At 40.5% G+C, this 13,222-nt stretch carries 7 protein-coding genes; 5 read left to right on the top strand and 2 right to left on the bottom strand.

Going from position 1 to position 13,222, the window contains the following annotated elements; translation table 11 throughout:
* Nucleotides 1–4 precede the first annotated feature (4 nt).
* Both IPI59_15740 and IPI59_15735 read right to left on the bottom strand, forming a co-directional pair.
* Nucleotides 5–2,119: a hypothetical protein gene (locus IPI59_15740; GenBank protein ID MBK7528947.1), complete on the bottom strand. Its 2,115-nt coding sequence runs from the start codon at nucleotides 2,117–2,119 to the stop codon at nucleotides 5–7.
* A gap of 320 nt (nucleotides 2,120–2,439) precedes the next feature.
* On the bottom strand, nucleotides 2,440–4,659 hold the full coding sequence (locus IPI59_15735) for an Omp28-related outer membrane protein (GenBank protein MBK7528946.1): 2,220 nt from the start codon (nucleotides 4,657–4,659) through the stop codon (nucleotides 2,440–2,442).
* A 747-nt stretch (nucleotides 4,660–5,406) separates the two neighbouring features.
* On the opposite strand from IPI59_15735, the gene IPI59_15730 reads away from it, so the two are divergent.
* The 5 genes from IPI59_15730 (at nucleotide 5,407) to IPI59_15710 (ending at nucleotide 13,163) form a co-directional block, all read left to right on the top strand.
* Nucleotides 5,407–5,544: a hypothetical protein gene (locus IPI59_15730; protein ID MBK7528945.1), complete on the top strand. Its 138-nt coding sequence runs from the start codon at nucleotides 5,407–5,409 to the stop codon at nucleotides 5,542–5,544.
* Nucleotides 5,545–5,588: 44 nt separating this feature from the next.
* Nucleotides 5,589–9,092, top strand: coding sequence for a T9SS type A sorting domain-containing protein (locus tag IPI59_15725; GenBank protein ID MBK7528944.1), 3,504 nt, complete (start codon nucleotides 5,589–5,591; stop codon nucleotides 9,090–9,092).
* An 89-nt stretch (nucleotides 9,093–9,181) separates the two neighbouring features.
* The gene (locus tag IPI59_15720; protein ID MBK7528943.1) at nucleotides 9,182–10,768 is read left to right on the top strand and encodes a T9SS type A sorting domain-containing protein; all 1,587 of its coding nucleotides are present in this window, start codon (nucleotides 9,182–9,184) and stop codon (nucleotides 10,766–10,768) included.
* A gap of 167 nt (nucleotides 10,769–10,935) precedes the next feature.
* Entirely contained in the window at nucleotides 10,936–11,493 is a 558-nt protein-coding gene (locus IPI59_15715) for a T9SS type A sorting domain-containing protein (protein ID MBK7528942.1), read from the top strand.
* A gap of 59 nt (nucleotides 11,494–11,552) precedes the next feature.
* Nucleotides 11,553–13,163 (top strand): T9SS type A sorting domain-containing protein, encoded by a 1,611-nt coding sequence (locus tag IPI59_15710; GenBank protein MBK7528941.1) that lies wholly within the window; start codon nucleotides 11,553–11,555, stop codon nucleotides 13,161–13,163.
* Nucleotides 13,164–13,222 lie beyond the last annotated feature (59 nt).

The raw sequence follows: 13,222 nt of genomic DNA, 5'->3' as shown, positions 1-13,222 counted from the left end.
AAGATTATTCTTTCATACGGGTATAAAAATTGAACATCGGAATATCTATGGCTACAAACGCGCCCATACGGTAGGCATTTGAGCTTGTTTTTACTTGATTTAGGGTGATTTCGCGCAGTTGTGGGCCATACTGAACACCAAAGCCTAGTGCTAAGGGCAGTTGGGCAACTCCGTAAACTGCATATATGCCCGGCGCTAATATGTTTTGCAGTTTGAATTGAGGTAAAACTTGTGCGCTGGGATCTTTCATCCGGAAACTAACTAACGAGCCAATATCTAACAGCGAGGTTACTACGCCAACAGAGCCGGCTTTGCCCAATCCGGTACTTATACATATCCCTACAGGGGTAGTTAAACCCGCCGTGCCCCCCCACTTATTGCTGGCCCCACTTGGGCGCGACAATAAATTTTCGGCAGCATAAAACGGCCCTGCAAAGGCATTTAACGATATGTTTAAGCCAGCAGTGCGTTTAATAGCTGTGCTTCCGGGGGGTACAGCTATGGCTTCAATGGCTAACCGCACCTCGTTTGATGAGCGGGCATTGGCAACATTAGCCATAAACAAACCATAGGTTAAAAACTCGCGTTTAAATGCGGTTTCCTCCGGAAGTGAGGTGGCCAACAACAAACTTAAATTGGCAACGGCTGCACTATATTCTTTTTCTTCGACCGATTGGTATAAATTCAATAAATTTGACGCAATACCAGCAAAATTTTGTTTGGCGTTGGGGTTTCCAAAAGATTTTTGGTTAAACGAAAACTCTAAAATTTCGGCCACTAATTTTAGGTAGGGCAATATTTCATTAAATTGTATTTGGGTGCCGGTTTTTTGGTTGGTACGGATGGCAAGGCTTTGATACTCGCGTTGTGTTTTTGTTGTTAGGTCTAAAACTGATTTAAAATAAGGTTTAAATAAATTATAAGTCGAATAAGTTGTGCTATCCGGAACGGGGTTTAAGTTGTCGTTGCGGTAAGTAAGCTGGTAGGCATAAACTACCTCGCTCATGGTTATTAGATTTTTATTTGCCCCGCCCGATATGGGTAAATCTCGGTAATAGGCGGGCATGTCGCGGCGGTCAATGGCAACGTTGTTAACTAAATTGCCGTAACGCTGCCACATTAAACCCATAAGCAAAATGGGGGCATTGTCGGTATTTTCTAAATCGTCAAACTCTTCTTTTGAAGCCCATGTGTTTTCATCTTTTTTTAATGCTTTCGATACAAAGGCCAATGTATTTACCGAGCGCTGAAAAGTAGTACTTTTTGCATCTTTAATAAAAGGAAGCTCGGGCAACAGTTCAATAATTTTTGCCGGATGTTCCCGATTTTCGTACAAATAACCCAAGGCCGCACCAGTAGTAAGCAGTATTTGAAGCTGCGGCCTGTCTTCAATCATTTGTTTATAGCGCGGAATGTCTTGTAAATTGGGCACATTTCGCGGTATATTGTTAATGTCGTTTTTAATAGAAGTATGTAATAAGTCCATAAGCATAGCCGGGTTATGGTCGCCTAAAACGTTTACATATTGGTAGGTCGAAGGAAAAAATACTTGCAGCTCTTTGTACTTGGTAAAATCGCGTTGCAGGCGTAAAAAAAAGGTGCCCACCATTTCTTGTTTAATCCGGCTGGCTACAAATTGGCTAAGGCCATCGGCAATTTTATTCCAGCTAAAACCTGTGCCGTAGGACATGTCGCCCGACGGTTTCACATAATTATCTGTGCCACCTCTTCCGGGTATATTAAAAATGTTAAGGGTTTGTGCTTGGCGCTTCTCGTATAGTTTTAAATACTCGTACAAAATAGTATTGCCTTTCAGTTTAAAATTAGCTAACAGGCTTGCGGTGTCGGCTTTTCCGCCTGTATAGGCTGCTAAAATGGCGTAAAAGGTGTTGCTGTCGTTTCTATTGAAGGCTTCGGCTAAATTTACGGCATCAATTAAGGGCAGTTTGTACGATTTTGGCTTAGTTGGCGTTGTGGGAGCATCCTCGTCATTTACAAATTGGGCTTTTAGTTTTACTTGGGGTGAGGTGAGTAATAAAATAGTAATAACTATCCCTAAAAATATAGAAAAACATCCGGATGCGGTGCTTACAAGGCGGGTTACAATAGGGCTATTCATACAAATAAAGGTAAATTGTTTGATTGGTGAAAATGATTGGCAAAGGGCAAGCGAATGGCTATTTACGTGGTTTATTTAAATGAATCTTATAAACTTAGTGCCAAAGAGTTAAGTCAGTGGCAAAGATACCAAATAATTACCACTTAATAAAAGCACTGTTTGCAAAACAAAACACGCAAAACCTTTAGAAATATCTCTATTCCAAGGGTTTTGCGTGTTATAAACTGGCTCGTTATACTTTCGTTAATTAAATAGTTAATGTGATATAACGTAATAGCTGCTATTAAATTATATTGTCATTTTTTTATCTGGACAATTAATTAATGTATAATAGTAAGTTTGGTTGAACCAATTATATTGCTGTTATTGTGCAAGGTACAAATATACATGCCATCGGCTAAGTGCGAAATATCAATATTTGAAGTTAGCACGCCTTTGCTTATTGGCACCTGTAGGGTAGTATGGCCAGCCAAATCGGTTAGTATCAGGTGAGTGGCTGCAGTGTTTAAGGTTAGTGTTAGGTTGTTGCTTGCAGGGTTGGGATAAAGGGCAAAATTATTGGCAATATCGGCAATACCAACGGGGAATTCGAGGTTAACTTGCCCGCCCTGGCAAACTTTGTCGGCATCTTTAATGGTGTAGTTATAAACTCCGCCCGATAAGGTTACGTTTTCGCCGCTGGCTACTTTTGTATTATTTGGTAACTGATACCAATCTACTACGTAGGGGGCTTTTCCGGATGTAATATTTAAGTCTACGCTCCAGGTTTTATTGTTGTCGGGGGTTGATTTGTTTACGTTTACTTCTAAGCCGCCGGCTGGTTCTTCAATTACCACATCGTAGTTGTTTTGAATACCGTTGCCGTCTGTAACACTAACATTATAGGTGCCGGCTGCCAAACCCGAAACTACTTGTCCAACTGCGCCATTTGACCAAACGTAGGTAAAAGGTGTTACGCCCTCTTTGGGTATTATAGAGGCAAACCCGTCGTGTGCACCATGGCAAGAGGTGTTATTGGTAAACACATCAATTTTAAATACTTCAACGGTCGAGGTTACACCTGTATTTGTGCCGGTGGCAGCTTCGGCTTCAAAAGCCTGGGCAATGTCTTTTTTGCTTTTATCTTGAATAAAAATAACGGTACGCAAGTTTTCTTTATTTACCCAACTTGGAAAATCGTAATCCAAGGTTAAAGTATATTTTTCGCCAAGGGCTAATTTGGGAATGGCTTGTCCGGCTGTTCCGGTAAGCATTTTGCGTTCAACCCAATCGAAATTCTTTTCGCCATTCGAGCCGGGTGCCTGGGCGTATTCAACTACTTCTTCGGTAATAACAACGTGGGCTACTAAATTGGTGCCGTTATACGCTGCCAAAGGAGTTAAATCAACGGTTAAACTAGCTTTGCTATTGGTTTTAGTTTCGTTTAGACTGATTTCCCAGCTTGAGGGGGGTAAATTATTAAACCATTGTTTTATGGAATTGCTGTTTACGCTTCCTGGCGAGCCGTTGTACACCAAGCCACCTTCAACGATACTATTGGGTACCCCACTAATTTTGTAGTAGCTAACACGGGCATCAGGGTCGCCGGGTTCTTCGTTATACATAGGGTCGTAACCAGGCCACGAGGTATGATACCAAATAGCAGCCACTTTGCTTTTATTAGCTTTTATAGCTGCAATAGCCGGGGGATTGCTTACAGCGCAAGGTCCGCACGAAGCTTGGGTAAAATGCTCGTATAATAATTGGCGCAGCGGCATTTTAAACAACGAATTTACGTTTACCGAAATGGTATTGTCTAAGGGGTTAAGGTCGGTGCCTTCGTTGATATTGTCAACCCAAATTGTTACTTCGTGTAAACCGGGTTGGGCAATCCATTTTTCGGTACTAATGGCCATATATTTTTCACCGGGTGCTATGCTAATGCCATTAATTGTTGAGGTAAAAGTGCTGCCGGCATCAATTTTGTAGTTAATATTAAACGAGGTAACGGTAGCGCCACCCATGTTTTGTACTTCGGCCTGAATGGTTTTTTTGCTGGCCAAAAAGGCATCTTCCAAGGGGGTCGAAACCACTTTAAGGTCGCCGCCTTTAATTAAGGTAGCAGTAAATTTATAGGTTTGCATGGTGAAACTGCCATTATAGCCTTCAATAGCGGGTTCGCTACCTAATACTTTAAAACTGCCATTGCCATTTGTGCAGCAAAGGCCATCGCCCCAGTCGTCATAAATATTAAAAGTAAGTTCTTTTCCGGTAGGTACACATACGGGAGTTTCGTAATGTTTGCCGCTAATTAATACGCCGCCCGCGCCTGCGCAAACTTGGTCTTGTGTTTTTTTGCCTCCGGGTATAATTTTAGAGCATCCGGCCGAAAAAATTACGGTGGTGCCGTCTAAAATTTCCCAATAAGTTTCGTAGCCCGAATTGTCTGTATCTAATGATACTACAATTTCTTGCTGACCACCTGGGCAGGCAGCATTAACCATAGTTGGGCATATACCTGCCAGCAAAATTGCAGCTAAAATAGGTAATAAATTTTTCATTTTTTGCAATTTAAATTATGAATTTGTTTATAGTTGTTATGTTGTATATATGAGATAGAAAAATGATTAAGTTTTTTCAACCGGTAAAATTACAGACTATATAGAATATGAGTGTTGTTTAACTGTTAAATTTGGTTATTTTTTTTGTTAAGAACCAAAATAAGCGCGTATTTTGATTTTTAACGACAAATAAAAAGAGAATACATATTTTTTTGTTTAAAAACTTATTCGGCTGTTAAAATCCGGATTTTTCTTTCTATTCCTTGTAATTAACTTCAGTATAAGAAAAATGTGATAATTGTATCTTATTTTTGTCGAACCGCATACAAGTTAAATAAAATACTGTAAATTGCCGCCATATTTAACCATATAACCGCCGTTTGCTATGATTTTTTGCTTTGCTTCCCCCCGCACCGGCACTTCCCGCGCTTTAAGCAAGTGCTGGGGTAAATACTAAGCGTAGCTTACCGCCTTGTATTTACCCCTATCCCCCCGTCCTTGCAAACACCCCCCCCGTCCCTTTGTCTGAAACTGAACTATTCTACCCCTTTTACTAGCCTTTAAACACATCCTTTTTTCAAAATGCAAATCTAAAGGAATTAGGATTAGTAGGATTAGAAGATGAATAGGATTAAGGCAATTGCGAATCATGTTAATCCTAAAATCAGATAAATCAAGGTTCAGACAATTCCGGGAATAAAAAACCACAAACCAAACCTATTTTTTAACCCAAAAAAAACATTTTAAATGAAACATTTTTTTCTTAATTTTGTAGGCACTATACCTACAACCGCACAACAGCCCAACAGCCCAACAGCCCAACAGCCCAACAGCCCAACAGCCCAACAGCCCAACAGCCCAACAGCAATAATTTTTGGCTTGTAAAGTTAGCATCTTTTGCTATAATAATTTTTCTATTAAGTAAAACAGTGGTAATTGCGCAAACTCGATGTGGCTATGTGTCTGATATAAACGACCCACCTATACTCGGACCGCCAACTCCGGTAGATGATTGCAATTTGCCAGTAGCCGTTTTTCCGGTGGTGTTTCATATTTTTTTAGAAGATGAAGAGGAAATTCCGGAAGATTTAACTCCAACGGCATTTGAAGGTATTATGCAACATCTTAACTATTGTTACCGCAGCAGCAATTCATTGCTTGAAAACAATATTGATACAAAAATAGAATTTAGGCTTGCCGCTATTGACCCCCAAGGTGTTTGTATGGAAACCCCTGGCTTAAACTATGTGAATGTTGCTGCTGGTGCCGCCACGTTTTCAAGTTTAGCCCAAGCCGAAGCTAATATGACCATTTTACAACCATTATGGTGGGATGATATTGATGGAACTGATAATGACCCAACTTATAGGTATATTAATGTTTATGTTGTTAAAAAATTAGATGGCAATGGTAAAGTATATGGTAGTACTTTTGGTGTAAATATGGTAGCGATTGTTCGAGATAGAATAACTGCTAAGCCATTAGGGTTTTACGCTGACTTAGCCCATGAAATGGGGCACATATTATCATTATTTCATACCTTTCAGGGATTTGATTGCTCGCAAGTAGATTGTAAAGATGGGGACCAAATTTGCGATACTTCGCCTCATGGTGCCACCTGCCCTGCTTTGACCAATAGCTGCACAGATGCTAATGGCAATGTGCTATACCCACCAAACCCAACACTAAACATTATGTCTTATTGCGATTATGCCTTTAAAACAACCTTAGACCAATCGTATAGAATGAATTATTGGAATGTAAACAACGAGACGAAAGTACTAATGATGGCTGATGAAAATTTAACAAACACCGGGGTACCTAAAATTGAAGTACTACCCGGAAATAGAATTGTTGCCGGAAAAACAGTTACCCTAACAGCCACTCTTGGCAGCCTGCCTCCAACTGCCTTTACTTGGTCGAGCAGTTTTTTTACCTCGGTAAATAACAACACCCTTAGCCATACCTTTTTAACACCGGGTACATTTGAAATACTATTAACGACTGTTATTGACACAGAATGTAGCCGAGAAGATAAAATAACGATTACGGTTGATGACCCCTTATTAGACCATGATCCGGATGTAAATGTGCAAGGTATTTATGACGCTAACTATAATTATGACTACTATCACCGTATTATTAGTGGGCAAGTTGTTTATACCAATTTGCAAACTAAAATAAATGGGGCTATTGTTGTGCAAAGCGGGGGCGAACTAACCATAGACGGGGGCGAATATGAATTTAGCGAAAATGGGGCAATAGTAGTTATGCCGGGCGGAAAGCTAATTGTTAAAGGCTATTACAAGCAACCAACTATTTTACGCGGTGATGCCTGCGACAACACATTATGGACAGGTATTATAGCCATTGGCAATGGCAACATAGCCGCACCCGCGGGAAATACCTCGCCCGACCATGGGATTGTTATTTTTGAGACTGATTTTGTTGGAACTGACTTTTCAAACAGCTTTGTAGTACAAGATGCTTATAGAGGCGTTAAATGCTTTTCGTGTATTTTAGAAGCCAATAACGTGCAGTTTTTAAATAATGCTTTCGATGTGTTTGCCTACAATACTTCGGGTTACGACAGCGACATAAAACACCGCATAAACCTTAATGCTTGTAAATTTATTACCGATGAAAATTACAAAGGTCCCGAAAACACAAAATTTATACAAGGGGCTGATTTTACCGATGCTAATTTGCCCATACACGTTTATTTAGGATATATGAACTTATTATCGGGAACAAAAGCTAATATTGTAAACTGCGAATTTAGAGATAATAGAGAACCTGTTTTCCCTAGCTCTATGGGAATTTTTGGACATAGTACATCTATTAATATTGGCGAAGATGACACCAAAAAAAATAATACGTTTTGGCATTTATTTCAAGGTATAACATTGCAAAACTGCCTTGATGTAGCAGGAAACGCTTTGCAAACAAACCAATGTTGGTATTGTAGGCGAGGAATAGTAATAAAAAATAGTAATGCCCCTTTTTTAAAGAGAAATTCGCTAACACTCATTCCGGATGGTAAAAGCCCTAATAATATATTTAACTATAGCCCCCCATTTGGGGTTTGGCTTGAACAGGTTGATATGGCATCTGTTATATGGAATACCTTTTCTTCAACCTCATCCATTGAAGAATACCAACCTGGTATGACTAATATGGGCGTAGTTGTTACAGGTCCAGAGGTAAATGGTGGTGGTGGTGAACCAACCTTGATTAAGGACAACGATTTTGCTAAAGCATTTTTAGCGGCTACGGCAATCGACGATGTTGTAAAAGTACAAATTCAATGCAATGAATACAAAGATGCCAGCAAATACGATTGGCTAATATTGGATAAAAAAATTGAAGACCAAGGGGAATGCGTTGATGGGCAGCCAAGCAAAAATGGCTTTCACCCAAATGGTTGCAATAACAATAATTACCATTTGGGCACCTTTGGTTTTACCGACCCCATTGTTTTTAACTATAAAGAAGCCGATGATATACCCGACCCCAACTGCACCTTAGACCCAGTAATGCTATTATATAACCAGTGCAACTTAAGTGTATTGCCTACTATTTGTAAGTATGGCCCTCCTGTACCTCCGCCTTCGCCCCCTGCTATTGTTGAAAGTGATGATTTAAATAGTATTGAAATAGCGCAAATTCAGCAAGTAGTAGCCCAACAAATGGCGGTAAATGCTATTGGGCAATTATACCAAAAAGCCTTACGCCATTACAGGCAGCAGGCTAATTTCGATACCCTGTTGTTGTTGTTGCAAGCTAACCCACAAGGTCAACGCATTATAGCCAATTACTACCTAAGTAAAGGTATGCCACAACAAGCCGAACAAGCCATTAATAGTGTTTTTGCGCCCAATACCGATGAAGCACGTTATTACCAAGCCCTTATACATTTGCAAGCACCGCAACCACTTTTAACCAACTGGCAGCAGTGTATTAATATAGGTTTTCCGCAGCAACCCGATACGTTGGTGCAAACTATGCAAACCTTGGCCAATAGCCCCAACAAAGCGGCGCAATTAATGGCAAGGTCATGGTTAGAAGGCAATTTATTGGCGCAATTTACCCAAAACCTGCCCGACACCACCGGTATTATGCAGAACAAACAAGATGGCAGAGCAGCCCTTAACAACCCCACCAACAAAGTATTAAAACTATACCCTAATCCCGCATCAAACCAAGCCCTAACCATACATATTGACGCTTCGGTTATAAACGATGCCGATTTAGGCAACCTAAATTTGAGTTTTTACAATAGTGTGGGCAAACTTATAAAAACACAACTTATTATAATTAGTAATGCCAACACGGTAATACCTATAAACCAGTTGCCAAACGGCATATACACTGCTGTGTTAAGTGCTAATAACCAAACCTTAGCCGTACAAAAACTAACCATTATTCGTTAAATTTTAATTCATTTACCCAGCGGTTGTAATGTACAATCGCTGGGGTTGTTTTTACATATATTATGAGAAAACTATTTTTACTTGCAATTTTGCTCTTTGTTTTAAGGCAAACAACCTTAGCCCAACTCCCCGTTATTAATAAAATCATGTACAATGATACATCTTTTTTTACTTTCACATTTGTCGATACCTTGTCTGATGGTTTTCAAACTGTTGTCCACCACAACGACAATACAAAGACGAAACGGCTATATACCCAACGTTTTGATTTATTGGGTAACCATATTAGCACCAAACTATTATGGCAAGATACCGTAGGAATAGGAATTTGGGAAGATTTTGTATATAGAGTGGGCAACGAATACATTTTGATGTTTATGTCGCCACACCCCGAAAATAAAGATGCGGTAGGCTATAATTTGTTAAAATTTAAACCCGATGGCACGGTATTATGGCATAAAACCTTTTATAATAAAACCTACCCCAAAACAGCCCTAACCCATGTATCGGCGTTAATACCAACCCCCGATGGTGGCTATTTAGTTGCCGGCGGCTTAAACACGCCCACTTACAAGGATTTTAACCAAATTTATGCTGCAAAACATAATGCCATTGGTGAGCAAATTTGGGAAAAAACCTACACCTCCGACACCACAGATGTGTATTATATTAAAGGCTTAAAAACACATGCTTGGGATAGTATGGTAGATGAAGATGGAAATTATGTATTGTACTGCACCAAATACGGTGGCTATTACCCTTGGCCTTTTCCTTACGAGCAAAAAAGCGATTTGCATTTGATTAAAATTAATCCAGATGGCGAGGTCTTATGGGAACATACTTATGCCGACTCAAGTTCAAATGCGTATCTTTACCAAGATATTGTTTCGCTACCCAATGGCAATTATTTTTTTATGATGGGTGAAGACTCCGTACATTATTACACAAAGGGCTTGCACATAATTGAAGCCGATAAAAACACTGGTGATATAGTATGGGAGAAATGGCTATTTAAGGGTGAGGGGAAATTCTATAGATATTATTTTACTACCAGCACTTATTCGCACGATGGGAACATAATTTTTGCAGGCTCATGGAAAAACGAGGAGGAAGAAGGGAGCGGCCATCATGGAGCCATTATGAAGTTAAATTTACAAGGCGATACAATATGGATGCGTTTTTTACCCGATTATTATGTTACGGGTTATCCACCCGAAGGGGATATATCGAGTTATATCCGCGATATAATGCCACAACCCGATGGCGAAACATATGTGCTTTGCGGCGAAATTTACGACCAATACCATAAACATACCTACGCTTGGCTATTAACCATTGACGAAAACGGCTATACTTGCGGCAACTATGTTTGCGATACCGTTTCGGGGGTTAAACCACCACCAGGAACAAATTCCCCCTCTGGGGGGCAGGGGGGGTTCACCCTTACCCCCAACCCCACCCACCAAACCGCTACTATTGCCATTAGCCCTGCATTATTAAACCCTAATTCGGCGGCGTTACAAATCTTCGATACACAAGGACGCTTAGTAAACACCATAACCCTATCCGGAAGTGAAACTACTACGTTTAGCACCGCCAATCTTACATCCGGAATATATTATTGCCGGTTGCAAAATCATCCCGAAACAACAGGAGTTAAAATGGTGGTGTGGTAGCTGCGTGAAATAAATTTTTGTAGTTAGCTAAAAAAGCACATTCATTGATGTTACGAACGATTATAATTGCTTAAATTTACTACAAGGCTGCCTTTGTGTAAGTATTGGCAGCCTTTATTTCGGGCTAAAGCCCGAAAACCCAATGTAATTTGTACTTTTGCCTTTCGATGCAGCCAATTACCTACCTTGCCCGCCAACCGCACCCCAACGAAATTAAAGCAACACTCCCACCTGTGGGTATGGTGCTTTACGAAAACGAGCAGTTTTTGCCCGTATCATGGCAGGTAAATAACCATTTGCATTGCAACCTTGCCCCCGAACTAAGCACCGAGCAATTAATGGCAAGGTCATGGTTAGAGGGTAATTTATTGGCGCAGTTTACCCAAAACCTACCCGATACTACAGGTATTGTGAATAACAAACATGAGGGTAGGGCAGCCCTTAACAACCACAGCAACAACGTATTAAAACTATACCCTAATCCCGCATCAAGCCAAGCATTAACCATACATATTGATGCTTCGGTTATAAACGATGCCGATTTAGGCAACTTAAATTTGGGTTTTTATAATGCCGTAGGCAAACTTGTTAAAGTACAAGGCATTGCAAAAAACGCAACCCAAATGGTAATGCCCATAAACCAGTTACCAAACGGCATATATACTTGTGTGTTAAGCACTAATAACCAAACCATAGCGGTACAAAAACTAACCATTATTCGTTAATTTATTTAAAAACACCCTACCCCATTGCTATTGAAATGGGGTAGGGCTTATTTGTTATTATGAAAAACACCTACTACCTTATTACCTTATGTATAGCCCTGCTATACCATACCCACGCCAACGCCCAAACCCCTAATTTGTTTAATAGGTTATATTATACCGATACTTCGTACTTAGTGTTTAGGTATGTAAACCCTCTGCCCGATGGTTTTTTAACGGTTACCGGCACACAGAAATCGCCATATTTTGATATATTAGCCCAAAAATACGATTTAAAGGGCAACCATATTTGGACCAAAAGTTTATGGAAAGATACCGTGGGCATAGCTATTTGGGAAGATTTTGTGATAAACGAGGACATTTATTATACTTTATTGGTTAATGCCACCCTACCCGGATACCCCTATTCGCGGGGGTATCATTTAATACAATTCGATACTGCTGGAACCGTACAATGGCATAAAACCTATTTTAACAAAACCTACCCCACCACAGCCGTCGATTATATGTCAGAAATAGTGCTTATACCCAACGAAGGGTTTTTAACAGTTGGTTTATCAAAAGAACCCGATATATGGTCGAAACACAAAATATACGCAGCTAAATTTAACAACAACGGCGAGCAGCTATGGGAAAAAACCTACGCCCCCGACACATCATTAGTTGATGTAATTTGGGGTTTATATACCAATGCTTGGGCGGGTTTAGTTGATGATGATGGAAATTATGTACTGTACTGCACAAAACATGGGGGGTATTACCCGTTTCCGCTTGAATATAGCGATAAATGCGACCTGTACTTAATAAAACTAAACCCCGAGGGCGAGGTAATATGGGAACGCCCCTACGGGCTGCCCGGCACCAATGTTTGGCACTACCAAGATATTGTACTATTGCCCAATGGCAACTATTTGGCAATGGTAACCGAAGACTCGATGACTTATGTTTATAAAGGCTTACATATTGTTGAGGTTGATAAAACAACGGGTGATGTAGTTTGGGAAAAATGGCTGATGCATAACGAGGGCAATTATTATAATATGTCTTTTGACACCCATGCCTTAGCCCATGATGGCACCATAATTTTTGCCGGAACATGGCGCAACGACTTTGGGGGAGGCAGTTGGCATGGAGCCATTATGAAGTTAAATTTACAGGGCGATACAATATGGATGCGCTTTTTACCCGATGCTTATGCTACTGGCTCGCCATTAAGCGAGGTATCGGGTTACCCACGCAGTATTGCAGCCATAAACGACGGCGAAACCTACGTAATAGCGGGCGAAGTTTACGACTATGCCAAATACCGTTGCAGCGCATGGCTATTAACCATTGACGAAAACGGCTATACCTGCGGCAACTATGTTTGCGATACCGTTTCGGGGGTTGAGCCACCAGGAACAAATTCCCCCTCTGGGGGGCAGGGGGGTTTCACCCTAACCCCCAACCCCGCGCAGCAAACCGCTACCATAACCGTCAGTAATAACGGTTTGATTAAAAATAACCAAGTTGTAGAGATTTTTAACACACAGGGGCAGTTGGTTAAAAGCATTATTCTATTCGGAAACGAAACCACCACTTTTAGCACCGCCAACTTTACATCCGGAATTTATTACTGCCGCCTTCAAAACCATCCGGAGATAGAAGGCGTTAAAATGGTGGTTTGGTAATTTTTTTAGGTGGAGGGGCATCCTGCCCCTTCTAAAATCCTATAATCGCTGAATTGAGC

This window comes from Sphingobacteriales bacterium, from assembly GCA_016706405.1.
Classification (GTDB): Bacteria; Bacteroidota; Bacteroidia; order Chitinophagales; family UBA2359; genus BJ6.
The sequence above is the reverse complement of the archived record's forward strand: the minus strand, read 5'-3'. Positions and strand labels throughout refer to the sequence as shown.